Genomic DNA, 23,231 nt, shown 5'->3' with positions numbered 1-23,231 from the left:
GGGTCAGGCCGTCGGGGCGACGTCCGGGGCGCGTTCGAGGTCGCCGGTCTCGTTCTGACGCAGGGCACGGCGGCCGAAGGCGATCACGTACAGCAGGAAGCCCACCTCCGCGAGCGCGCCGATGCTCACGCGCGCCCACGTCGGCAGCCCGGACGGCGTGACGAACGCCTCGATCAGGCCCGACACGAACAGCACCACGACCAGCCCCAGCGCCACGCTCATCACCGCCCGGCCCTGCTCGGCCAGGGCCTCCGTCCGCCGGCGCGGCCCCGGGTCGATGACCGTCCAGCCCAGGCGCATCCCGACCGCCGCCGCCAGGAACACGGCGGTCAGCTCCAGCAGCCCGTGCGGCGTGATCAGGCCGAAGAAGATGTCCAGCTTGTCGCGGGAGGCCATGAGACCGCCGGAGACGCCGACGTTCGCGGCGTTCGAGTACAGCACGTACGGGATCGGCAGGCCGAGCAGCACCGAGTAGATGATCGTCTGCGCCGCGACCCACGCGTTGTTCACCCACACCTGGCTGGCGAAGGAGGCGGCCGGGTGCTCGGAGTAGTAGTCGGCGAAGTCGTGGTCGACGAGCTGGGCGATCTCGTCCGGCGAGCCGATCGTCGCCTGGACGTCGGGGTTGGCCGCCACCCACGCGCCCATCACCCACGCGACCGCGATGAACGCCACCGTGCTCCCCAGCCACCACCACCGCGCCCGGTAGGCCACCACGGGGAACGACACCGTGAAGAACCTCACCAACTCCCGCCAGGCGGGCGTGTGCGCCCCGGTCACCGCCGACCTGGCCCGCGCCACCAGCGCCGACAGCCGCCCGGTCAGCATCGCGTCCCCGGACGAGGAGCGCACGATGGACAGATGGGTGGACACGCGTTGATAGAGGTCCACCAGCTCGTCCACCTCGGCACCCGTCAGCGACGAACGGCGCTTGACCAGATGATCGAGCCGGTCCCACACGGGGCGGTGAGCTGTGACGAACGCATCGATGTCCACCCGAACATTCTGGCCGCTCAAACACCAGTACATAGCCGTTAGGCTCCACATATGTCTGAGGTTGTGACCGGCGACGCGGTCGTCGTCGAAGTGCGGATCGCCCAGATGCCCTCGCGCGCGCTGGCGATCGTCATCGACATGGCCGTGCAGTTCACGGTGCTGATCGCCGCCTATGCGATCTTAGGCGCGTTCTCGGTCATCTCGGACTCGGCCATGTTCGGGGCCGCGATGATCGTGTTCGTGGTGCTGGTGCTGGTCGGCTACCCCGTGATCTTCGAGTCGCTGACCAGGGGACGCAGCCTCGGCAAGCTCGCGCTCGGGCTCCGGGTGGTCAGCGACGACGGCAGTCCCGAGCGCTTCAGGCAGGCGCTGTTCCGCGGCCTGGCCGGGGTCGTGGAGTTCTGGATGCTCTCCGGGGCGCCCGCGCTGATCGCGTCGCTGGTCTCGCAGCGGGGCAAGCGGCTCGGCGACGTCTTCGCCGGCACCATCGTGATCTCCGACCGGGCTCCGCGCGACTCCGGGCAGCTCATCGTGATGCCGCCGCCGCTGGCGGCCTGGGCGGCGACGCTGGAGCTCTCCCAGCTCCCCGACGAGGTGGCGCAGGCGGCCCGGCAGTACCTGTCGCGGTGGCACGACCTGTCGCCGCAGGTCCAGCATGAGATGGGGGTGCGGATCGCGACCCAGACGGCGTCCTTCGTCTCGCCCGCGGCGCCCGCCGGGGTGCCGCCGCACGCGTACCTGAGCGCCGTCCTGGCCGAGCGCCGTAGGAGGGAGCAGGTACGTTTCGCGCAACGCGCCGCCAACGGCCGCCCGCCCCAGGCCCCCTACGCACAGCCGGGGCCGTACCAGCCCCAGCCGCCCTACGCGCAGCCAGGCCCGTACCAGCCTCAGCCCCCGGCGTCCTACCAGCCGCAGCCTCAGCCCCGGCCCCCCGCGCCGGAGCCGCCGAGGGCGACTCCGGGCGGGTTCGCGCCGCCTCAGTGAGAGCGGCGCACAGGGACGGAATCGGTCACCAGTTGCGGTACGACTCCTGGGTCTGCACGTTCAACCGGTCGGTGCGGACGTGCCTGGCGTTGTTCGTGAGCGGGTCGGTGACCTTGACGACGTCGAGGCCCTCGTGGAAGTCGGCCGCGTAGATGTAGCCGTTGTAGTAGTACGCGGACCAGATGCCGCCGCCACCGCCGGCCGAGCGCGGGCCGCGCTCGAAGTAGCCGATCTCCCTCGGGTTGGCCGAGTCGGTGAAGTCCCACACCGACAGCCCGCCCATGTACCAGGCCTGGACCATGATGTCCCGACCCTTGACGGGGATCAGCGAGCCGTTGTGCGCGACGCAGTTCTCGCTGTCGGCCTGGTAGCGCGGGATCTTGAAGTAGCTCTTGAACGTGAACTGCCCGTTCGAGATGTCGTAGATCGCGTCCGCGCCGCGGTTCGGCCCGGTGGCCTCGTTGCAGGTGGCCCCGCCGCCGCCGCCGAGCTCGTCGGTGAAGACGACCTTCTTGGCGTCGTTGCTGAAGGTGGCCGAGTGCCAGAACGCGAAGTTCGGGTCCGTGGTCCTGGCCGTGACCTTCGGGTTCAGCCGGTCCGAGATGTCGAACAGCACGCCGTCACCCATGCACGCGCCCGCCGCGATGTCCTTCTCGGCGTAGGCGGTGATGTCGTGGCAGCCGCTGGTCGGCAGGAGCAGGCCGGGCTGGGTCTCGTTGCCGCCGTCGGGGAAGACCACCGGGGTGGCCGCGACCGCCGCCGCCGTCGGGTTCCTGAGCGGCACCTTGATGATCGAGAGCTTGTCGTGCGGCGGCTGGCAGTCGGGGAACGTGGCGTTCGGGTTGTAGGACGAGACGTAGATGTAGACGTTCTTGTTCCGGTCGCGGCCCTTGCCCGGCACCAGGGTCAGGGTGTGGGAGCCGCAGTTGGTCTCGACCGACTTGATGTACTTCGGGTTGGCCTTGTCGGAGACGTCGAAGATCCGGACGCCTTCCCAGGCCTCCTTGTGGTCGGCGGTCAGCGCCGTGCTGTTGCACGAGTCGTCGCTGCGCGAGGAGTCCACGGCGGTGAACAGCAGGTCACCGTAGACGCTGACGTCCATCTGGGAGCCGGGGCAGACGACCGAGCTGACGGGCTTGGCCTTCTTGGGGTTGCTGATGTCGTAGATCGAGAAGCCGCCGTAGTTGCCGACGTAGGCGTAGTCGCCCTGGAAGGTGATGTCGGTGTTGATGGTGCCGGCGATCGGGGCGGGCTTGGGGATGTTCAGCACGTGGGTCACGTTGGGGCTGGTGACCACGGCGTCGGGCGGTGGGATGTCGGTGGCCAGGGCGGGAACGCTCGTCAGCGCTAACGCGACGGCGGCCGCGGCCATGACGAGGGCACGGCGCGGATTGAACACTCCGAGACTCCTTATCGCATATGTCTGGATAAGTGAAAACGGCGAGGACCCGGTCGGGGCCCTCGCCGCCTGGGGATCAGTCGCCGTATTCGGGATACGACGTCTGGGTCTGCGCGTTGAGTGAGCGCATCTTGACGCCGTTCGCGCGGTTTGTCCGCCAGTCGTTGATCTTCAGCACGTCCAGGCCCAGGTTGAAGTCGGACCCGTAGATGTAGCCGTTGTAGTAGTACGCGGACCAGAAGCCGCCGCTGAGCGCCGGCGCGGTGTTGTCCGGGCCACGCTCGAAGAACGCGATCTCCTGCGGGTGGGCCGAGTCGGTGAAGTCCACCACCGAGATCCCGCCCTGGTACCACGCCTGCACCATGATGTCCCGGCCCTTGACCGGGATCAGCGAGCCGTTGTGGGCCACGCAGTTCTCGGTGTCGGCCTGGTGGCGCGAGATCTTGAAGTAGCTCCTGAACTGGAGCTGCCCGTTCACGATGTCGTAGTACGCGTTGGCGCCCCGGTTCGGGCCGATGGCCTCGTTGCAGGTCGCCCTGGTCCCGCCGCCGAGCTCGTCGGTGAAGATGACCTTCGTGCCGTCGTTGTTGAACGTGGCCGAGTGCCAGAACGCGAAGTTCGTCTCGTCGCGCACGGTCGCGGTGACCTTGGGCTGCTCGGGGTTGCGGATGTCGAGCAGGATGCCGTCGCCCATGCAGGCGCCGGCGGCGATGCCCTTCTCCGGGTAGGCCGTGATGTCGTGGCAGCCGGTGGTGGCGGACTTCCCGTTCGGGTACGGCTGCTGGACGCCGCCGTAGCCGCCGTCGGGGAAGAGGTTCGGCGTGGCGATCACGGTCGCGGCCGTCGGGTCGCGCAGCGGCACCTTGATGATCGAGATCAGGTCATGGGGTGGCTGGCAGTCGGGGAACGAGGCGTTCGGGCTGTAGGAGGAGACGTAGATGTAGACGTTCTCGCCCTTGCGGTCGGGCACCAGCGTGTTCGTGTGGGAGCCACAGTTGGTCTCGACCGACTTGATGTACTTCGGGTTGGCCTTGTCGGAGACGTCGAAGATGCGGATGCCCTCCCACGACTCCTTGACCGACGCGGGCTGCGAGGTGCTGTTGCACGAGTCGTCGTTGCGGGAGGAGTCGACGGAGCCGAACAGTAGGTTGCCGTAGACGGACATGTCCATCTGGCCACCGGGGCAGACGACCGAGCTCACCAGCGAGGTCCGCTTCGGGCGCTTGATGTCGTAGATCGAGAAGCCGTAGTAGTTGCCGACGTACGCGTAGTCGCCTTGGAAGGCCATGTCCGTGTGGATGTCGGCCAGGGCCTCGGGCTTGGGCACGTTGGTGACGTGTTGGATGTTGGGACTCATGACGATCTCGCCAGGAGCCGGGATGTCCGCGGCCTGAGCCGGTAAGACAACGCCGGCCATCGCCACGACCGCCGTGACCAGGGTGAGGGCCCTGCGGAGGGAGAACACTAGGGATCCTCCTATAAAGGGAGCATAAATCTACGCCATCCTCGCGTTTCCCCCCTCGACTGGCCAAGCAGACAACTTGTCAAATTTTGTTCCTGTTCACTCTCTTTTAATTTGTCCACTTATGGCCTAGAGTGCGCATTCTCGTCCGAGTCAGCCAGGGAGGTTGTGGGTGCGCGCCGCGCTCATCGTCATCATGGGCACGGTCGTTGCCCTCTCCGGCTGCACCTCCTCTCCGCCGCCGGCTCCACGGGCCGACTCGACCGCGCCCGTGCTCGCGCCCGGCCGCCCCGGGGAGCAGGCCAGGACGCTGTCGCCGAGCGAGGCCGCCACCGCCGTCCCTTCGGCCACGGCCAACGCGTCCGACATCAAGTACGTCCAGGATATGATCGTCCACCACCGCCAGGCCCTGGACATGTCGCTCCTCGCGCCCACCCGGGCCGAGTCGACCCAGCTGAAGAACCTGGCGGGCCGGATCAAGGACGCCCAAGGCCCGGAGATCCAGTTCATGACGACGTGGCTGCGGGAGCAGCAGCAGACGGTGCCCGAGCACCACGCCGCGCACGACGGCATGCCTGGAATGGCCACGCCCGCCCAGATGGAGGCCCTGAAGGCGGCCAAGGGCAAGGACTTCGACCGGATGTTCCTGGAACTCATGATCAACCACCATCTGGGGGCGATCAAGATGTCGGAGCAGGTGCTGACGAGCGGCTCGCACATCCGGGTCGAGGAGCTGGCCAGCGACGTCAGCGTGACCCAGGCCGCCGAGATCCGCCGCATGCAGCAGATGCAGTCCGCCCTTTAGGAAGGCCGGAACTTCGAAGACGGGGGCCTCGTCCCGGCGCTAAAGTACACTATCCCTGCCGGTAGTGCAGGCAATGTGCGAGGAGGACGTCACGTCCAATGGCAGATTCAAACGCTCCATCCGCATCGCCCACGCCGTCGGCCACCCCCACAGGGTCACCCACGCCGAGCCCCACAGGAACACCCACGGGGACACCCACTGGGACACCCACGGGGACACCCACGTCCAGCCCCACGCCCAGCCCCACGCCCAGCCCAAGCTCCCCATCCCCGACGCCCAGCCAGAGCCCGACGTCGCCAAGCCCTTCCCCCACACCCACCCCGACGCCCACGCCATCGCCGTCGCCGACCAACACGCCTGTGGCGTCGCCGACTCCCACGACTGTCCCCACGTATCCCGTCCCCACCCCTTCGCCCAGCTCACCCGGCCTCGGCCGCCCGGGCATGCCGAACATCGATGTCCGCGGGAGCACCTTCACGGGGGCGGCCGGCGGCTTCATCACCGAGCACGACGAGCTGGCCAGGGACGCCCGCCGGATCCTCGACGCCATCACCGCGTTGGGCGACTTCGCCGGCACGGACGAGACGGCGAACACCTTCAAACAGGGCTACTCCACCGGGTTGAAGAAGGCCGAGACGTACGTCAACGCGTTACGCGACGTCTATCCCGGGATCGCCGAACGGCTGGCCGGCATGAAGACCGGCTTCGACGTCGCACACTGGGCCAGCATCCAGTCCCTGCCGAAAGTGTCCGACCCGCCCAAGTACTCGAAGTCGGACGGAAAGCTCAACCCCTGACGTTGTTCGGAGACCCGATGACCGCACCAGACGACGGCGCCCCCTTCCTCGACGAGGAGATGCAGCGCCTGCTCTCCCAGTTCCAGGCCGACCTCCGGCCGCTGCAGGAACTGCGCGAAAGCCTCGACAACCTCCGCGGCCGCGGCGAGGCTGCCAACGGCCAGGTGAAGGCCGAGGTGCTGCCGAGCGGCGTGCTCGGCGGCCTGCGCATCGACCCGCGGGCGATGCGGCTCGGCGCGGACGCGCTGGCGGAGGCGGTGCTCACCGCCGCGAACGCCGCCGCCGCGGACCTGGCCAAGCAGATGGCCGGGATGATGACGGACGGCCTGACCCCGTTCGCCGACGAGGTCAGGCGTTTCAGCCGGGAATAGCTACGTGGTCACCAGCCGTCAGTATCCGCGCCAGCGCCTGAACTGGTCCTGGCCCGCGGCGACACCCAGCTTGGCGAGCATCTGCTCCCAGGTGGGCAACAGGCTGGCCGGATCGTCGATCACGTCGCCGGGCCGGTTGAGCGCGTTGGCCGTGGTGGTGAAGATGGAGGACCCGGTCATGAACACCATGGCGTTCTGCGCCGCCTTGTTCTTCGGCAGCAGGTCGGCGGCCTTATCGAGGAACGCGGCGGCGTTCTGCGTCGCCTTGTTCTTCGACAGAAGGTTGGTGGCCGCTCTGAAGTTGGCGGGATCCACATGGTAGAAGACCATCGCCGCGGCGAAGTTCTTCACCATGTACTCGCCCCGGTCGCCCCACGACCCCATGTCCTCGCCGCGCCCCAGCTTGACCCCGTCGACGAGCAGCTGGTCGAGGGCCGTGTAGGCGAGGCTGCCGCCGACTGCGTAGATGAAGCGCTTGCCCACCGCGTGGTTGAACAGCTTGAGCAGCAGCCCGGCCTGCCTCCTGCGCATCGCCCAGTTGATCAGCACCTGGACCTTCTTGTCGATGGCCGGCCAGCAGAAGAACATCAGCAGCTCGAGCCACTGGATCATGGCCATCGTGTGGAGCGCGTGCTGGGTCTGCTCCAGCATGTCCGCGTAGTCGTCGACCGCATCGGCCAGCCCGCGGAGGTACGCGGACACGTGCGGCGGATAGGGCGAGAGATCTTCGTTGAAGTATTTCCTGAAGGCGTCGACCCCCGCGCCGGAGCTGGGCGGCCGCCACACCGTTCGCGCGACGTCCTCCACGTCGTCCAGGCTCGTGTCCACCCGCGTGGCCAGCTGCCGCAACAGGCGCGCGGCCTCGCGCGCCTTGGCCGGGTCGCCGTCGGGGTAGGCGACGGACAGCATCTGCAGGACCACGGCGCCGACACCGAGGGCGGAGAACGCGAACCCTCCTATCGGAAGGGACTTGGGCGATGGACTCACGTGGCAGACCCTTTCTCCACCGGACATACCAGGATCATCCGATCATCCTGCAATATCATCGGCCACGCCAACCCCACAGCCCCCTCAGGCCCCTCTAGGAGCCGACCCTCCAGGAGTGGAGATACTCCTCCTGCTCGGGCGTGAGCTCGTCGATCCCGATCCCGGCCGCGGCCAGCTTCAGCTTGGCGACCTCGTGGTCGATCTCCTCCGGGACGTCGTAGACGCCGGGATCGAGGCGGGAACGCTCGCCGGCCAGCCAGACCACGGCCAGGGCCTGCGCGGAGAACGACATGTCCATGACGGCCGCGGGATGGCCTTCGGCGGCGGTGAGGTTGACCAGCCGGCCCTCGGCGAGCAGCAGCAGCCTGCGGCCGTCGGGCAGCACGTACTCGTCGGTGTTGGGCCGCACCCCGCGGTGTACCTCGGTGGCCAGCTCGTCCAGCGCGCGCACGTCGATCTCCACGTCGAAGTGCCCGGCGTTGGCCAGGATCGCGCCGTCCTTCATGACCGACAGGTGCTCGGCCCTGATCACGTCGCGGTTGCCGGTCACGGTGACGAAGAGGTCGCCGAGCATCGCCGCCTGCGCCATGGGACGGACCTCGTATCCCTGGAGGGTCGCGTCGAGCGCCTTCACGGCGTCGATCTCGGTCACGATCACCCGCGCGCCGAACCCCTTGGCCCGCTCGGCCACGCCCCGCCCGCAGAACCCGAACCCGGCCACGACCAAAGTGCGCCCGGCCAGCATGGCGTTGGTAGCGCGCATGATGCCGTCCAGCGTGGACTGCCCGGTGCCATAGCGGTTGTCGAACATGCGCTTGGTCCGAGTGTCGTTCACCGCCACGACGGGGAACCTCAACGCGCCCTCGGCGGCCATCTGCCGCAACCGGATGATCCCGGTGGTGGTCTCCTCGCACCCGCCCGTGACATGTTCGAGCAGGTCGGTGCGTTCGGTATGGAGAATGTTCACCAGGTCGCAGCCGTCGTCGAGCACGAGGTCGGGCTCGAGGTCGAGCGCCTGGTGGATGTGCCGGTAGTAGGTGGCCCGATCGACGCCGGCCCGCGCGTGCACGGAGATCCCGTAAACACGCAGCGCCTCGGCCACGTCGTCCTGCGTGGACAGGGGGTTGGACGCGGCGAGCGCGATCTCGGCCCCGCCCGCCTTCAACGCGCCCATCAGAACGGCCGTCTCGGCGGTGACGTGCAGGCAGGCGGCGATCTTCAGCCCGTCCAGCGGCCGTTCGATGCCGAACCGCTCTCCGATCGCGGTCAACACCGGCATCGAACGAGCGGCCCAGGAGATCTGCCGCTCGCCACTTTCCCAGAGATCCATGCCAGCCCTTTGAGCGAAGAAGACAGCCAAGAACACGCGTCGTCACGGCGAGCGACCCGTGAGCCTTCACAACCGGCCATGACGGACGGCCACTGACGTCGGCGCGTGCGGTCCACCGTGCGCAGCCGTAAAAAACGGGTTATAGCGGAAAGCTCCGGGAGGCGAGAAACCCCTCCCGGAGCTTGCCGAAAGAAGAAATTTAGTACCGGTAGTGGTCGGACTTGTAGGGGCCCTCGACGTGGACGCCGATGTAGGCGGCCTGCTCCTTGGTGAGCTCGGTGAGCTTGACGCCCAGGGCGTCGAGGTGCAGGCGGGCGACCTTCTCGTCCAGGTGCTTGGGCAGCGTGTAGACCCCGATCGGGTACTCGGCCGTCTTCGCGAACAGCTCGATCTGCGCGATCACCTGGTTGGTGAACGAGTTGGACATGACGAAGCTCGGGTGGCCGGTGGCGCAGCCGAGGTTCATCAGGCGGCCCTCGGCGAGGACGATGATCGAGTGGCCGTCGGCGAAGACCCACTCGTCGACCTGCGGCTTGATGTTGTTCTTCGTGATGCCGGGCTGCTTGGCGAGGCCGGCCATGTCGATCTCGTTGTCGAAGTGGCCGATGTTGGAGACGATCGCCTGGTGCTTCATCTTCGCCATGTGGTCGGCGGTGATGATGTTGAAGTTGCCGGTGGAGGTCACGAAGATGTCGGCGATGCCGACGACCTCGTCCAGCGTGGTCACCTGGAAGCCGTCCATGGCCGCCTGGAGCGCGCAGATCGGGTCGATCTCGGTGACGATGACGCGGGCGCCCTGGCCGCGCAGCGCGTCGGCGCAGCCCTTGCCGACGTCGCCGTAACCGCACACCACGGCCACCTTGCCGCCGATGAGCACGTCGGTGGCGCGGTTGAGGCCGTCGATGACGGAGTGGCGGCAGCCGTACTTGTTGTCGAACTTGGACTTGGTGACCGAGTCGTTGACGTTGATGGCCGGGAAGAGGAGCTGGCCGTTCTTGTGCATCTCGTAGAGGCGGTGCACGCCGGTCGTGGTCTCCTCGGTGACACCCTTGATGCTCTCGGCGATCTTGGTCCACCGCTTGTCGGCGCCGACCGTGCGGGTGAGCAGGTCGATGATGACGTGCCACTCCTCCGGGTCGTCGGCCGTGGCGGCCGGCACGGCGCCCGCCTTCTCGTACTCGGCACCCTTGTGCACCAGCAGCGTGGCGTCGCCGCCGTCGTCGAGGATCATGTTGGGCGCGTCACCGCCGGGCCAGGTGAGGGCCTGCTCGGTGCACCACCAGTATTCCTCCAGCGTCTCGCCCTTCCAGGCGAACACCGGCACGCCCTGCGGGTCGTCCGTGGTGCCATTGGGGCCGACGACCACCGCGGCGGCGGCGTGGTCCTGCGTGGAGAAGATGTTGCAGCTGACCCAGCGGACTTCGGCGCCGAGCGCGACGAGCGTCTCGATGAGGACGGCCGTCTGGATCGTCATGTGCAGGGAGCCCATGATCTTCGCACCGCGAAGGGGCTGGGAGGCCGCGTACTCCTTGCGAATCGCCATGAGGCCGGGCATCTCGTGCTCGGCGAGCCGGATCTCCTTGCGGCCGAAGTCGGCAAGTGAAAGGTCTGCGACCTTGAAGTCCATCGGGTTTCCCCTCGCGTCACTGATGGTTGTCCCGACGAGTTTAGGCGGCCCTTCGAGGGGTGCGCATCTCGGGGCGGCCGAAACTGACGTAAGAATGTAAGAATGCGTATCACGGAGGCCGCGAAGCGGCTCGGCATGTCCCCTCGAATGCTCCGATATCGGGAGGCGCTCGGTCTGCTGCCGCCCGTGCGGGAGCAGGGGGCGCACCGGCGGTTCGGGCCCGACGAGCTGGCGGCGGTGGCGCAGGGGGTGGAGCTGGAGAAGCAGTTCGACGTCTCACCCGCGGAGCTGGCCTTCGCGCTGCGGGTGCTCAGCGAGCCCACGGTGGCGGCGGCCGTCCGCGACCTCGGGATCCGGATCGGGCGGATCCAGGTGCCGCGCCGGGCCCTGGACTTCGAGAAGGAGAAGGCGCTGCGCCTCCTGCGCCCCTCCGGCCGCTGACCATTCAGGCGGCGGGGGTGACGAGTTGCTGGGCCAGCCACGGGAGGGCCTGCGGGAGCTCGCGGTTCCAGGTGTTGAAGTTGTGCCCGCCGCTGGGCAGGATCAGCGAGGACGCCCGCATCGGCGGCTTCACCGCGCTCAGGAACCTCATGGTCGCCGGGTAGTCGCTCTCCCCCTTCCTGCTGCTGGTGACGAGCACGTTCACGGGCGGCGCGGGCAGGTTGGCCAGCCGCCACATCAGATCGTTGCGCTGTTCGACCGACTTGTCGCCGTGGAACAGGTCACCGGTGGTGCTGTCGACGATCGTCTTGAAGTAGCCCGACTGCGAGACCGCCGCCGAGAACTGGTCGGGATGGCTCATGACGATCTTGAGCGCGCAGTAGCCGCCGGTCGAGCCGCCCAGGATGCCCCACGAGTCCCGGCCCTCCGCCACCCGGTAGTGAGTGGTCATGTCATGTTTGACGTCGTTCGTGAAGTACGCCTGGATCTGCGGCCCGTCCGGCACGTCCACGCACTCGGTGTCGCGCGGCAGCACCACGCTGGGCCGCATCATGACCAGGACCGTGGGCTTGACCTGGTGCTGGGCGATCGCCTTCGCCATCCGGCCGGGCAGGTCGAGCCGGGTCATGAGGTTGCGCGGGTCCCCCGGGTAGCCGGTGAGCGCGATGATCGCGGGGAAGCGCTCCGTGGTGTGCTTCAGGTACGCCGTGGGCAGGAACACGTACGCCTCCTCGCTCAGGCGCGTGGACGGCCCCGGCATGATCACCTGTTCGATCCGCCCGCCCGGCACCGAGCGGGTGCTCAGCACCTGCAGCCCCGAGGCGGCGACCGTGATCGGCGCCGTCCCCGTGTCGGTGCCCAGGAGATCGTTCCAAGAGCTGTAGAAGGCGAAGTACTGGTTCACCGCCAGACCCAGGGCTGCCAGCGTGAAGGCCTGGCAGACGGTCAGCGCGCCCACCCGGCCCAGCACGGCGCTCAGGCGCGCCGCGCTCAGCCGTGGCCACAGCCACACCGTCGTCGCCAGCGCCGCCACCGCCAGCACCGAGAAGGTGACCAGCAGGCCGATTGAGTTCAGTCCCATGAGGCATGGAATACAGGGAGGGCCGTAAGCAGGGAGTTAACATGGAGATTACCCGGCCGGGTCTTCAATCTCGGAGTGTGAAGCGCTCCTGGATTCGTGCCGTCGCCGCCTACGCGTCGCTGGTGGTGGGTCTGCTGGACATCAGCAAGGCGGTGTTCCCCCGTTTCGAGCACAGCCGCATGGGTGTGTGGACGGACATCCTGCCGGGCATCGTCACGACCTTCGCCCGAGCGTCCTCCCTGGTCGTCGGCATCATGCTGATCATGCTCGCGCACGCGCTGCGCCGCGGGAAGGTGCGCGCCTGGCGCGCGGTCGTGCTGCTGCTCCCGGTGAGCGCCGCCGTGAGCTTCGTCCACCTGCGTCCGGTCTCGGCCGTGATCAGCCTCGCCCTGCTGGTCCTGCTCGTGTGGGGCAGGGGCGAGTTCTCCGCGCTGCCCGACCCGCGCTCGCGCTGGCGCGCCCTGGGGAACCTGCTCGTGCTCGGCGCCATCGACGTGGGCCTCGGCTACCTCATCATCAGCGCCCGCCCGCACGTGATCGTGGGCCGTCCGAGCGTGCTCGACCGCCTCGAACACGTCCTGCTCGGCCTGGTCGGGATCGAGGGCCCGGTCACGTTCACCGTCGAGCGGATCTCCGATCTGGTCTACTTCTCCCTGGTCGCGCTCGGCACGCTCACCGCCGTCTCCACGCTCTACCTGGCGCTGCGCCCCGAGCGCCCGGCCGCCGAGCTCACCGAGGACGACGAGCGGCGCCTGCGCGCCCTGCTCGCCCAGCACGGCGAACGCGACTCGCTCGGCTACTTCGCGCTGCGGCGGGACAAGAGCGTCCTGTTCTCCCCCTCGGGGAAGGCGGCCATCGCCTATCGCGTCGTGTCCGGGGTCATGCTGGCCAGCGGCGACCCGATCGGCGACCGCGAGGCGTGGCCGGCGGCGATCAAGGTGTTCATGAACGAGGCCAGGCGGCACGCCTGGGTGCCCGCCGTCATCGGCTGCGGCGAGACCGGCGGCGAGGTGTGGACGCGCGAGGCCAAGCTGTCCGCGCTGGAGATCGGCGACGAGGCCATCGTCGACGTCGCCGACTTCACGCTGGAGGGCCGCGCCATGCGCAACGTCCGCCAGATGGTCAACAGGACCGAGCGGAACGGCTACACGTGCCACGTGCGCCGCAGCGCCGACCTGACCGGCCAGGAGCGCGAACGCGTCCAGCAGGCGGCCGACTCCTGGCGCGGCACCGAGACCGAGCGCGGCTACTCCATGGCGCTCGGCCGCCTCGGCGACCCGGCCGACTCCCAGTGCCTGGTGGCCACCGCCCACAAGGACGGCGAGCTCAAGGCCGTGCTGCACTTCGTGCCGTGGGGCCCGCGCGGCATCTCGCTCGACCTGATGCGGCGCGACCGCGGCGCCGATCCGGGGCTCAACGAGTTCCTGATCGTCAAGACCCTCCAGGCCGCGCCGGCCCTGGGCATCACGCAGGTCTCACTGAACTTCGCCATGTTCCGCGCGGTCCTGGCCCGCGGGGAGCGCCTCGGGGCCGGACCGGTGCTGCGGGCGTGGCGGGCGTTGCTGATCTTCCTGTCGCACTGGTTCCAGATCGAGTCGCTGTACCGGTTCAACGCCAAGTTCCGGCCGATCTGGGAGCCCCGCTTCGTGGTCTATCCGAACGCCCGCGACCTGCCCCGCATCGGTGTCTCGGCGTTGCAGGCCGAGGCGTTCATCACGCTGGGCCGGCCCCGCAGGCCCCGGCTGCGCCTCCCGCGCCTCCGCCCGGCCCAGCTCACGTCGTGAACGTCAGGAGGCGGAGGTGCTGCTGCGGAGGCGGTCCAGGTCGGGCTCCAGGTAGATCACGCGGGCGATCGGCACGGCCTCGCGGATGCGCCGCTCGGCCTCGTCGATGCCCTTCGCGACCTCGGCCGCCGTGTCGTTGTACGCCACCGCGATCTTGGCCGCCACCAGCAGCTCCTCGGGGCCCAGGTGCAACGTGCGCATGTGGATGACCCTGGCCACCTCGGGCGAGCCCTCCAGCGCGGACCGGATCTGGGCCTCCATCTCGGGGGTGGCGCCCTCGCCGACCAGCAGCGACTTGGTCTCCATGGCCAGCACCACCGCGATCACGGCCAGCAGCACGCCGATCATCAGGGTGCCGATGCCGTCCCAGGTGCCGTCACCGGTGATGACCGCCATCGTCACGCCGAACAGCGCAAAGATCAGACCGAGCAGCGCGCCCAGGTCCTCCAGGAGGATGACCGGCAGCTCGGGCGACTTGGACCGGCGGACGAACGCGACCCACGACAGCTTGCCGCGTACGGCGTTCGACTCCTTGATGGCCGTGCGGAACGAGAAACCCTCGGCGATGATCGCGAAGATCAGCACCGCGAACGCCCAGATCGGCGCCTCCACCGGCTCCGGAGCGGAGAGCTTGTGGATGCCCTCGTAAATCGAGAACGCCGCGCCGATCGTGAACAGCACGACGGCCACCACGAAGGCGTAGAAGTAACGTTCGCGGCCGTAGCCGAACGGGTGTTCCTTCGTGCTGGCCCTGGCCGCCCGCTTGCCGCCCACCAGCAGCAGCACCTGGTTGCCCGAGTCGGCGACCGAGTGAATGCCCTCCGCCAGCATCGAGGACGACCCGGTGAAGAACGCGGCCACGAATTTGGACACGGCGATTGCCAGGTTCGCGGTCAAGGCCGCAATGATCGCTTTAGTACCGCCGCTCGCGCTCACCGGTCTGCTCCACTCATAAAGATCAAGTACAAAGGCCTGAAAAGGGATCCTATTGCGAAATTCTGGCCTTCAGCTCAGTGATCGCTGACACAGGGGTCGGATCGATGGCATATCCGAGCGCCAGATACGTGCTCGCGTAGTCGCCGAGCGCGATCAGCGTGGCCATCCGTTCCAGCGGATGTTCGCCCTCCGCCGACAGCTCCGTCACCGGCACGTCGCGCTCCCGCGCCAGCCGTACCGACGTCTCGCGCCGCCGCGCCACCTGGGGATGCTCCTCGACGTCGCGCAGCACGACGAGCCGGAGCGTGCGCCCGGCGGTGTCGGCGAAGATGTCGCGCTCGGCCAGCGGCCCGTCGAAGACCTCGACCTGGTTGTGGCCGGCCTCGGGCAGCTCGCCGTGGACGGCGGGGTATTTCGCGTTGGTGTTGAGCTGGCAGGCCAGCCGGTACGCCGCCACCGACGCGACGGGCGACGACCCCCAGATCATCGGCACGCTCTCGGCCAGATCCATGGCGAGCGACTTGCCGGGGTTGATGAACGACTCGCTGGACGGCCGGCACCGGTGCGCCATGTCCTCCAGCGTCTTGGCCACCCGTTCGAACAGGTCGGCGTCGGCCTGGACGAGCCGCAGCGCGGCGGCGGCCACGATGACCGGGGAGGCCAGCAGCCAGAGGCTCGCCCTGGACGGGCCGGTGACCGGCACCGGCACGTAGATCGCCGAGGCCTGGGTGGCGACGGCCTCCAGCGGGGAGCCGGGGGCGCCCACGCCGAGCAGCGCGCATCCGCGCCGGACCGCCTGGGTGGCGACGGACACCGTCTCCTCGGCGTCGCCCGAGCCGGACACGACCACGACCAGGTCTGTGGCGCCCACCCAGCCGGGGAGCTGGTAGGAGCGCAGCGTGACGATCGGCAGCGGCGCGCCGTTGCCGACGATCGCCGCCAGGATGTCGCCGACGATGCCCGAGCCGCCCATGCCCGCGACCACGATGGCGCGCGGGCGCCCGTGGTCGGCCAGGCGGCCGACGCGGGCCTCGACCGCGGTGCGGTAGCCGGTGCGTACGTGCGCCGCCGAGGAGGCGACCGCCGGCAGCATCCCGCCGGGATCTGCCTCGCTGAGGTGACGCTGGTCGTCGAGCCGCTCCGGCTCCCAGGTCACGGCTTCCTGGCCTCGTCGACGAGCAGGACGGGGATGTCATCCCGTACCGGATAGATCAGGCCGCAGCCCGTGCAGACCAGCTCCTCGGCCTCGTTCTCGGCACGCAAGGCAGCCTTGCAGGCCGGACAGGCCAGGATCTCCAGCAGCCAGTCGTCGATCTTCACTCTGACACCCTTCCCACGATGGCGAGGACCTCGTCCCTGATCGCCCTCATTGTGCTCTCGTCGGCCGCCTCGGCGTTCAGCCTGAGCAGCGGCTCGGTGTTGGACGCCCGCACATTGAACCACCAGTCCGGCCCGGTCACGGTCAGCCCGTCGAGCTCGTCGAACTCCCCCCGCGCCGCGAACGCCTCCCGCACCCGCCGCAACGCGTCACCCTGGTCCGCCACGGTGCTGTTGACCTCGCCGGAGGCGTGGTAGCGCGAGTAGACCCCCACCACCTCCGACAGCGGGCGCTCCTGCTCGCCCAGCGCGGCCAGCACGTGCAGCGCCGCCAGCATCCCGGAGTCGGCGAACCAGAAGTCGCGGAAATAGTAGTGGGCCGAGTGCTCACCGCCGAAGACGGCTCCCGTACGGGCCATCTCGGCCTTGATGAACGAGTGCCCGACGCGCGTGCGCACGGGCACCCCGCCCTGCTCGCGCACGATCTCGGGGACGGCCAGCGACGTGATCAGGTTGTGAATGATCGTCGAGCCGGGATGTTTGGCCAGCTCCCGCGTCGCGACCAGCGCCGTGACGGCCGACGGCGAGACCGACCGCCCCTGCTCGTCGATCACCCAGCACCGGTCGGCGTCACCGTCGAACGCCAGCCCCAGGTCCGCCCCGCTCTCGACCACGGCCCGCTGGAGATCGACGAGGTTCTGCGGCTCGATCGGGTTGGCCTCGTGGTTGGGGAAGTCGCCGTCCAGCTCGAAGTAGAGCGGCGTCAGCTCGATCGGCAGCCCCTCGAACACGGCCGGGACGGTGTGCCCGCCCATGCCGTTGCCCGCGTCGACGACCACCTTGAGCGGCCGGATGCGCGACAGGTCGACGAGCGTGCGCAGGTGGTCGGCGTAGCCCTGCAGCAGGTCCTTCTCGATCACCGACCCGCCGGGGGCGGCCGTGACGCCCACCAGCTCGGCGGCCCGGTCACGGATGTCGATGAGCCCCGTGTCGCCGCCGATCGGCACCGCACCGGCCCGGCACATCTTCATGCCGTTGTAGCGGGCGGGGTTGTGGCTGGCGGTGAACATCACCCCAGGCAGCCCCAGGCTGCCGCTGGCGTAGTAGAGCAGATCGGTGGAGCCCAGCCCGGCGTGCACCACGTCGGCGCCACGCGAACGGGCGCCCCTGACGAACGCCTCCGCCAGCGGAACGGAGGACTCGCGCATGTCGTGCGCGACCACGATCGACTCGGCCCCGGTCACTTCGACGAAGGCGGCCCCCACGGCCTCTGCGGTCGGCTCGTCGAGCTCCTCGGGCACCACTCCGCGAACGTCGTACGCTTTGAAGATCTTGGCGAGGTCGCCCACTCTCCAGCTCCGCCCTTGGGTCGATTCTCCGGCGTAATCGAGCCTACCGGTCGCGGTGCTGCTGAGCCGACCTCAGAACGCGCAGGTGCCCCCTGCGACCGACCTCCACGCCCTGACCGACCGGCTCACCGCCGCCGGACGGCGCGGGCCGCGCGGCCTCCCTGACCGCGTTGGCCAGCGCCTCGAGGTCGTCGGAACTCGGGGAGTTGCCGTCCGTCGGCAGCCGTACCACTTCCCAGCCTCGGGGAGCGGTCAACCGCTCGGCATGTTCGGCGCACAGGTCGTAACAGTGTGGCTCCGCGTACGTCGCCAGGGGGCCGAGAACAGCGGTCGAGTCGGCGTATACGTACGTGAGCGTGAAGACGGCAGGCTGACTGCAGGCGGTGCGGGAACAGCGGCGGACGGGGCTCACGGAGGGACCGTATCTGGTAAGTGTGCGAGGCGCCACTATCTGAGCGCTCTTAACGAGCGTGTCGCCACAATTCGGACACCTGTCGCAGCCTTTCCACCCACATGCCCCGAAGACACCGGCCCTCCGGACCTTGGGGGATCACGTAGAGGTGGTGAGCGGTGACGCTTCCTCAAAGCCTAAGGGGATCAACGCGCGGTGGGGAGCGGCAACGCCGCACCCCACCCCCAGAGATCACACACCCCGGCCCACCCGAACGCCGAAGCACGACCGACACCCCGACGCCCCACCCGAACGCCGGGCTACAGCCAACGCCTCAGCGCCCCACGACCTTTCACGGTGGCGACGACCACCCAGAACCTCGGAACATCACCCAGAGGCGCGGAGAGGTGACACCGTTCCTCAGAATCGACAGGCCATCCCCGTACACTTGCTTGCGTGACACAGAAGCGCGGTCCCAGACGGCGCGATCGCCACGGTCGTGGCCTCCGCGGCCCGCTCGCTCCCTCCCACGTGCCCATGGCCAAGTCCCGGAGCGAGCGCTTCGACGACCTCGTGCTGGACGCGGTCGACCGCCTGCGCCCCCGCTGGGAGCGCCAGCTGTCGGCGGTGGAGTTCGCGGTGGAAGAGGTCCCTCCGCTGAGCGAACTCGGCGACGGCCCGAGCCTGGGCACCGACCCGATCCCCTTCGGCCGCGCCGACGCCGCAACCGGCCAGAACCCGGCGTCGATCGTGGTCTACCGCCGCCCGCTCGAAGCACGCGCCAGAGACCGGGACACCCTGGGCGCCATGGTCCACGACACGGTGGTGGAACAAGTGGCCACCCTCCTGGGCCTCTCCCCCGAAACCGTCGACCCCGGCTACGACGACCGCCGCTGAGCCTCGTACGGATCCCCGGGGCGCGATCCTCGTATGGGGGACGCTTCGCCCGGATCGCCTCCCAAGGAGACCCGCCCCTTTCCGGATCCCCTGAAGGCGCGGTCCTCGCGCGGTGGGGAGCTCGGCAGGCGCCCTGCGGGGGCCCGCGACGAGAAATCAGTCGCGAGAGTGTGGATGAGGGCCGTACCGTCACGCCTTATGAGGCTCCTCTCCGTCAACATCGGCAGACCCCGGCCCAACCCCTGGAAGGGCCTGAGCGCGACGGGCATCGACAAGCGGCCCGTCCACGGCCCGGTCGCTGTGAGAGCCCCGGGCCCGAAGGGCACCGGTGAGGTCGGTCTCGCCGGCGATCGGGTGTACGACGTGAAGCACCATGGCGGCGTTCACCAGGCCGTCTACGCGTATGCCCGCGAGGATCTCGACACCTGGGAGGCCGAGTTGGGCAGGCCGCTCACAAACGGCGTCTTCGGGGAGAACCTCACAAGTCTGGGTCTGGACGTCAACGGTGCCCTGATCGGTGAACGTTGGCGGATCGGGCCGGACGTCGTCCTGGAGGTGTCGTGCGCGCGGATCCCGTGTGGGACCTTCCAGGGCTGGCTGGAGCGTGACGGCTGGATCAAGCGTTTCACACAGGCCGCACGGCCGGGCGCGTATCTGCGCGTGATCGAGCCCGGTGATATCCGCGCCGGTGACCCGGTCGAGATCGTGCACCGGCCCGATCATGATGTGACCGTCGCGCTGGTCTTCCGTGCGATGACCTTGGAGCCGGAACTACTGCCGCGGCTGCTGGTCGCCGAGGCCCTGCCGCCAGAGGAAAAGGAATCGGTACGCAGGCGCTCCGCTTAGAGGTCGGCTTCAGGGGATCGCCCGCGCCGGCGGGGTGAGGGACAGAGAGCCCGGCGTCGTTGTTCTGGGTGCGCTCCCCTTGGTTTCGCCTGCTGCCATGGGCCCATGGGCCCCGCTCTAGGGCCCTCCAGCCGCGCCACGACCGTCAGCCGGAGTCGGCTCCACCCGACCCGAATCGATGCCGACAGCCCCTGCGAGATCGGCATCGCTCAGATCCGCTCCAGAAAGACCGGCGCCGGTCAGGTCGGCGTTCCGCAGGATGGCGCCGGCGAAGGTGGCCTCCGTGAGGTTGCATCCGGTCAGGATCACGCCCTCGAGGTTGGATCCGGCGAAGCAGAATCGGCTCAGATCGTAACCGGCCAGGTCGGCAGCCCGTAGATCGATCTTCTCCAGCTCGATGCTGTCGTCTGGAAGGACCATCGTTCGTCGGCTGAGCACCGCCATCGCCGCGCCGATATCGTCGCGCAGCCCTCCGTGAAAACGCTTCCGTTCAAGGTCGACCTCCTGCGTCGGACGGCTTGGCGGCCAGGGCGCGTGCAACCGGACGAAGGAGGCCAGCAGGGCGGCGGCGTGACCGCGGTAGTGCGGCGCGGCACCCGCGATCTGCTCCATCGCGCACAACCCCGAAGTCGCTCGCCAACGCAGGCTCCCCACCGAACCTCATGACGGTCATGGCTGCCATTCTCCCTCGGTCATATCGCGGCGACGCTGTCCGCGAGGCGCGCCGACCTCCTCACCGCTCATCGCGCGGACCCGGTACGGCATCCGGCGGGCCGGACATCCAAGCGATCAGGCCTATGAGAGTGAGGACGGGAATGGCGATCAACGCCGGAGAATGCCACTCGGGAGCCATCATCTCAAGATCGCCATCGTCATTGAGCAGCCAAAACCGTGTCAGGGGAGAGAGCAGCACTCCCATGACCAGAGTCAGTTCGTACAGGATGAACCAGACGCCGGTCGGCACGGTGGACCTGGAGGGAGATCGACGGCTCAGCCGGTCGAGCACGGCGATGAGAACCGCCTCGGCGGCCAGGACCAGGGTGATGCCGAGCGTCACATTCCGCGCATGCGTGACCTCCTGCTCCAGCTGTTCCAGCAGCATGTCATTCCATGGCTCTTCGTACCAGGGATTGAGTTCTCCCGTCGGATGGGCGATCAGCTGGAGCGCGGTCATGTTGACCGCGGCGTACAGAACCGGGGCTGCCAGAGCGGTCGAATATATGAGGCGACGTACGTTCATGCGCTGTTGGATGCCAATGTCGGCGCGCACGTTCCGCTGGGCACCCAGCCGGACGATGAGCACGGGTTCAGCTCCATCCGAAGGAGCGGCTGAGCTGGGCGAATGAGGTCTGGGCTATTTCGACTGGTGGTCGTTGTCCAGGTGACATGGAGCGGGAAGGTGCCGCGCGACGCCAGATCGCGCTCGGTGTCCAGGGCCTCGCTCAGGAGGTGGACGTCAGCAGCGAAGACCGGAGATGCGGCCCGGTGCAGCCGAGCCGAAGGAGGCCGACAGACACTCGCACTCCCTGCACCCCGTTACTTGATCCGGCCCAGCAGGCGAATGGTGACGCTGTCCCCAGGCCCCTTCCCGATCAGCTCCCGTACGTCGTTCTTCACCGGCAGCTTGTGCGTGCCGTCCCCCAGAGCCATGAACGAGCTCCGGAACGGGTGACCGTCGATGGTCCCCCGAATCTTCACCAGTCCCCGGGTGCCGAAGAACTCGGCGGACCCGGGCATCACGACATACGTCCACCCACCCTTGTTCGGGCTCTTCACCAGTGTCGCGGTGAACTCCTTGTCGAGCTCCTGGACCACGTCATCCGCTCGCGTAGCGCCACTCATCGCAGGTTCCCCTCTCCGCTATTCGATGATCTCGAGGCCGTTGCCGTCCGGGTCACGGAGGGCGAACATCGGCGGGACGCCCTCCCACCGCAGCAGCTCGTCCACGTCGGCCTTGCGCTCCACCAGCTCCTTGTGCAGGGACGCCGCGTCCGCCGTACCGAGCCGGACGCCCGTCTCGACTCCGACCGCCGTCCCGGGAGCCGCCAGGATCAGCGCGATCGTGGTCGTCGCTCCCGGCGGCGCCACCTCGATCCATCGCCCGCCGAGCTGTTCGACGGGCGCGTCCAGCCGCTTCTCCAGTCCCAGTGTGCCCACATAGAACTCGACGGCACGGTCCTGGTCGGTGACGGGAACGCCGACGGTCCTGACGCCGGTGACCCCCGTACTCACTCGCTCGCCCACTTCGGGCCTCCTGTCGTTCGGTTCACCTGGTCGGACTCGCGAACCGCCCGAAACTCATCGCGGAACGTCGAGGTGAAATGACGACGCGAGCGCTGAGCTGTACAGGGCCCGGGGGGGTTCGTACCCGCCGGCCAGCTGTCAGCGGGACCGTCATGGTCAGCCCGCCGGGCGGGAGGACCTCGGTGCCGCTCTGTCTGGCAGCCGGCTCCATGGTGCTGGCGGAAAAGCTTGACAAGGTGCTGGTCCAGCCATTCGCTGATGCTAATCAGACCACCGAGCACCGTGCCCGTCACCTGGAAGCGATCAACGCCCCGGCTGCACATTATCTGCAGCTCCCGCGCGCGCTGCTGAGGAGCGTGGATGACCGACGACATCAGTCCGGACAGGGTCGCCGAGATCACCGCATTCGTGGATGTCGAAGCGCCTCCGCCTGACGATTGCCGCACGGCGCTCATCCTCTTCGGCACCAATCAACCGCAACCGGCCGAGATCGCGGCCGACCGGTACCACAGGGGGCTCGCCCAGCTGATCATCGCTACTGGCGGAGTGAACCGTCACAACGGGATCGTCGAGGCACGCACCTTCCATCGCCTCCTCATCGAGCGTGGTGTGCCCGAAGCCGTCATCCGCTGCGAAGACCGGTCCGCCAACACCTGGCAGAACGTCGAGTTCGCGCTTCCCTTCCTTCAGGAAGCCCTGCGCGTGGGGCTGGTTATCACCGCTGTGTCCAAGTGGTACCACCTTCGCACCGTGCACATGCTCAAGTCCCTCGTGCCGGAGATCGGGGCCTTCCACGCCATCGCTTGGGAACCTGTCTACGCCGGCAAACCAGTGACGCGGGCGAACTGGCAGTCTGGCCCTGACGGCAAACGGCGGGTCATCCGCGAGTGGGAGGAGGTGTCCCGTCGCGTCGCAGACGGCAGCCTCCCTGAGCTACGACGCGAAGACGGGGCATGGCGCTGAGCGAACGCTCTGCGACAAACGGGCTCAGGAAGGGCGCCGAGTAGCGCCTGTTCAGGAGATCATCCGTCTCCGTAGGTTACGGATATTCCGTATTTTCCGGCGGGCCAGGGCCGGGGAGCGCGAGGGGCCGGGAAGCCCCTCGCCGGGGGTGTGGGGGCTTGCCCCCACAGGGCGCTGCCCGAGCTCTCCATCGCGTGAAGCGCGCCCCCGTGCGAGGACCTCGC

At 68.5% G+C, this 23,231-nt stretch carries 26 protein-coding genes; 9 read left to right on the top strand and 17 right to left on the bottom strand.

Going from position 1 to position 23,231, the window contains the following annotated elements; all coding sequences use genetic code 11:
* Positions 1-3: 3 nt before the first annotated feature.
* Positions 4-996 (bottom strand): stage II sporulation protein M, encoded by a 993-nt coding sequence (locus tag AB0J87_RS03705; RefSeq protein ID WP_350728402.1) that lies wholly within the window; start codon positions 994-996, stop codon positions 4-6.
* A 51-nt stretch (positions 997-1,047) separates the two neighbouring features.
* On the opposite strand from AB0J87_RS03705, the gene AB0J87_RS03700 reads away from it, so the two are divergent.
* Positions 1,048-1,980: an RDD family protein gene (locus AB0J87_RS03700; protein ID WP_363962483.1), complete on the top strand. Its 933-nt coding sequence runs from the start codon at positions 1,048-1,050 to the stop codon at positions 1,978-1,980.
* Positions 1,981-2,005: 25 nt separating this feature from the next.
* On the opposite strand, the gene AB0J87_RS03695 is transcribed toward AB0J87_RS03700, so the two are convergent.
* Positions 2,006-3,379, bottom strand: a complete 1,374-nt coding sequence (locus AB0J87_RS03695; RefSeq protein ID WP_363962482.1) for a hypothetical protein — start codon at positions 3,377-3,379, stop codon at positions 2,006-2,008.
* 76 nt (positions 3,380-3,455) lie between these two features.
* Complete coding sequence (locus tag AB0J87_RS03690; RefSeq protein ID WP_363962481.1) at positions 3,456-4,844, bottom strand: hypothetical protein; 1,389 nt, start codon at positions 4,842-4,844, stop codon at positions 3,456-3,458.
* 169 nt (positions 4,845-5,013) lie between these two features.
* On the opposite strand from AB0J87_RS03690, the gene AB0J87_RS03685 reads away from it, so the two are divergent.
* Complete coding sequence (locus tag AB0J87_RS03685) at positions 5,014-5,646, top strand: DUF305 domain-containing protein (protein WP_363962480.1); 633 nt, start codon at positions 5,014-5,016, stop codon at positions 5,644-5,646.
* A gap of 49 nt (positions 5,647-5,695) precedes the next feature.
* On the opposite strand, the gene AB0J87_RS03680 is transcribed toward AB0J87_RS03685, so the two are convergent.
* Positions 5,696-6,037 carry a hypothetical protein gene (locus tag AB0J87_RS03680; RefSeq protein WP_363962479.1) on the bottom strand — a complete coding sequence of 114 codons (342 nt, stop codon included), beginning with the start codon at positions 6,035-6,037 and terminating at the stop codon, positions 5,696-5,698.
* A gap of 52 nt (positions 6,038-6,089) precedes the next feature.
* Between AB0J87_RS03680 and AB0J87_RS03675 the strand changes: the two genes are divergently transcribed.
* Together AB0J87_RS03675 and AB0J87_RS03670 are read left to right on the top strand one after the other, a co-directional pair.
* On the top strand, positions 6,090-6,443 hold the full coding sequence (locus AB0J87_RS03675; protein ID WP_363962478.1) for a hypothetical protein: 354 nt from the start codon (positions 6,090-6,092) through the stop codon (positions 6,441-6,443).
* A gap of 17 nt (positions 6,444-6,460) precedes the next feature.
* Positions 6,461-6,814 carry a YbaB/EbfC family nucleoid-associated protein gene (locus AB0J87_RS03670; RefSeq protein ID WP_363962477.1) on the top strand — a complete coding sequence of 118 codons (354 nt, stop codon included), beginning with the start codon at positions 6,461-6,463 and terminating at the stop codon, positions 6,812-6,814.
* 18 nt (positions 6,815-6,832) lie between these two features.
* On the opposite strand, the gene AB0J87_RS03665 is transcribed toward AB0J87_RS03670, so the two are convergent.
* From AB0J87_RS03665 to ahcY, 3 genes are all read right to left on the bottom strand, one after another.
* A complete protein-coding gene (locus AB0J87_RS03665) occupies positions 6,833-7,801 on the bottom strand; it encodes a hypothetical protein (protein ID WP_363962476.1) in 969 nt (322 codons plus the stop codon).
* A 94-nt stretch (positions 7,802-7,895) separates the two neighbouring features.
* A complete protein-coding gene (locus AB0J87_RS03660) occupies positions 7,896-9,131 on the bottom strand; it encodes an adenosylhomocysteinase (protein ID WP_363962475.1) in 1,236 nt (411 codons plus the stop codon).
* Between the two features lie 199 nt (positions 9,132-9,330).
* Positions 9,331-10,758 carry an adenosylhomocysteinase gene (ahcY, locus tag AB0J87_RS03655; protein WP_350728393.1) on the bottom strand — a complete coding sequence of 476 codons (1,428 nt, stop codon included), beginning with the start codon at positions 10,756-10,758 and terminating at the stop codon, positions 9,331-9,333.
* 102 nt (positions 10,759-10,860) lie between these two features.
* On the opposite strand from ahcY, the gene AB0J87_RS03650 reads away from it, so the two are divergent.
* Positions 10,861-11,199, top strand: a complete 339-nt coding sequence (locus AB0J87_RS03650; RefSeq protein ID WP_192790205.1) for a MerR family DNA-binding transcriptional regulator — start codon at positions 10,861-10,863, stop codon at positions 11,197-11,199.
* 4 nt (positions 11,200-11,203) lie between these two features.
* On the opposite strand, the gene AB0J87_RS03645 is transcribed toward AB0J87_RS03650, so the two are convergent.
* On the bottom strand, positions 11,204-12,280 hold the full coding sequence (locus AB0J87_RS03645) for an alpha/beta hydrolase-fold protein (protein ID WP_363962474.1): 1,077 nt from the start codon (positions 12,278-12,280) through the stop codon (positions 11,204-11,206).
* A gap of 77 nt (positions 12,281-12,357) precedes the next feature.
* Here AB0J87_RS03645 and AB0J87_RS03640 point away from each other — a divergent pair, with 77 nt between their 5' ends.
* Complete coding sequence (locus AB0J87_RS03640; protein WP_363962473.1) at positions 12,358-14,064, top strand: phosphatidylglycerol lysyltransferase domain-containing protein; 1,707 nt, start codon at positions 12,358-12,360, stop codon at positions 14,062-14,064.
* 3 nt (positions 14,065-14,067) lie between these two features.
* Here the strand turns inward: AB0J87_RS03640 and AB0J87_RS03635 are convergent, their stop codons facing one another.
* From AB0J87_RS03635 to AB0J87_RS03615, 5 genes are read right to left on the bottom strand one after another with little or no spacing between them, the layout of a single operon-like run.
* Positions 14,068-15,000 (bottom strand): cation diffusion facilitator family transporter, encoded by a 933-nt coding sequence (locus AB0J87_RS03635; protein WP_350728389.1) that lies wholly within the window; start codon positions 14,998-15,000, stop codon positions 14,068-14,070.
* A 49-nt stretch (positions 15,001-15,049) separates the two neighbouring features.
* Positions 15,050-16,156, bottom strand: a complete 1,107-nt coding sequence (locus tag AB0J87_RS03630; protein WP_363962472.1) for an SIS domain-containing protein — start codon at positions 16,154-16,156, stop codon at positions 15,050-15,052.
* Positions 16,153-16,320 carry a Trm112 family protein gene (locus AB0J87_RS03625; protein ID WP_185070977.1) on the bottom strand — a complete coding sequence of 56 codons (168 nt, stop codon included), beginning with the start codon at positions 16,318-16,320 and terminating at the stop codon, positions 16,153-16,155. The genes AB0J87_RS03630 and AB0J87_RS03625 overlap by 4 nt, the downstream gene beginning before the upstream one ends.
* Positions 16,317-17,666 carry a phosphomannomutase/phosphoglucomutase gene (locus AB0J87_RS03620; protein ID WP_363962471.1) on the bottom strand — a complete coding sequence of 450 codons (1,350 nt, stop codon included), beginning with the start codon at positions 17,664-17,666 and terminating at the stop codon, positions 16,317-16,319. The genes AB0J87_RS03625 and AB0J87_RS03620 overlap by 4 nt, the downstream gene beginning before the upstream one ends.
* A gap of 43 nt (positions 17,667-17,709) precedes the next feature.
* Positions 17,710-18,078, bottom strand: a complete 369-nt coding sequence (locus tag AB0J87_RS03615) for a DUF3499 domain-containing protein (RefSeq protein WP_363962470.1) — start codon at positions 18,076-18,078, stop codon at positions 17,710-17,712.
* A 516-nt stretch (positions 18,079-18,594) separates the two neighbouring features.
* On the opposite strand from AB0J87_RS03615, the gene AB0J87_RS03610 reads away from it, so the two are divergent.
* Both AB0J87_RS03610 and AB0J87_RS03605 read left to right on the top strand, forming a co-directional pair.
* A complete protein-coding gene (locus tag AB0J87_RS03610) occupies positions 18,595-18,954 on the top strand; it encodes a metallopeptidase family protein (protein WP_221519419.1) in 360 nt (119 codons plus the stop codon).
* Positions 18,955-19,308: 354 nt separating this feature from the next.
* Positions 19,309-19,800 (top strand): MOSC domain-containing protein, encoded by a 492-nt coding sequence (locus AB0J87_RS03605; protein WP_363962469.1) that lies wholly within the window; start codon positions 19,309-19,311, stop codon positions 19,798-19,800.
* 117 nt (positions 19,801-19,917) lie between these two features.
* Here the strand turns inward: AB0J87_RS03605 and AB0J87_RS03600 are convergent, their stop codons facing one another.
* The 4 genes from AB0J87_RS03600 to AB0J87_RS03585 form a co-directional block, all read right to left on the bottom strand.
* Positions 19,918-20,412, bottom strand: a complete 495-nt coding sequence (locus AB0J87_RS03600) for a pentapeptide repeat-containing protein (protein ID WP_363962468.1) — start codon at positions 20,410-20,412, stop codon at positions 19,918-19,920.
* A gap of 121 nt (positions 20,413-20,533) precedes the next feature.
* On the bottom strand, positions 20,534-21,103 hold the full coding sequence (locus AB0J87_RS03595) for a hypothetical protein (RefSeq protein ID WP_363962467.1): 570 nt from the start codon (positions 21,101-21,103) through the stop codon (positions 20,534-20,536).
* Between the two features lie 233 nt (positions 21,104-21,336).
* Positions 21,337-21,642, bottom strand: a complete 306-nt coding sequence (locus tag AB0J87_RS03590) for a DUF1905 domain-containing protein (RefSeq protein ID WP_363962466.1) — start codon at positions 21,640-21,642, stop codon at positions 21,337-21,339.
* Between the two features lie 18 nt (positions 21,643-21,660).
* Positions 21,661-22,044 (bottom strand): VOC family protein, encoded by a 384-nt coding sequence (locus AB0J87_RS03585; RefSeq protein ID WP_363962465.1) that lies wholly within the window; start codon positions 22,042-22,044, stop codon positions 21,661-21,663.
* Positions 22,045-22,404: 360 nt separating this feature from the next.
* On the opposite strand from AB0J87_RS03585, the gene AB0J87_RS03580 reads away from it, so the two are divergent.
* Entirely contained in the window at positions 22,405-23,007 is a 603-nt protein-coding gene (locus AB0J87_RS03580; protein ID WP_363962464.1) for a YdcF family protein, read from the top strand.
* The last annotated feature ends 224 nt before the right edge of the window (positions 23,008-23,231 follow it).

Source organism: Nonomuraea sp. NPDC049625 (assembly GCF_040675285.1).
GTDB lineage: Bacteria > Actinomycetota > Actinomycetes > Streptosporangiales > Streptosporangiaceae > Nonomuraea > Nonomuraea angiospora_A.
Note: the sequence above shows the minus strand (reverse complement) of the source record. Positions and strands in the feature narration are given on the sequence as shown.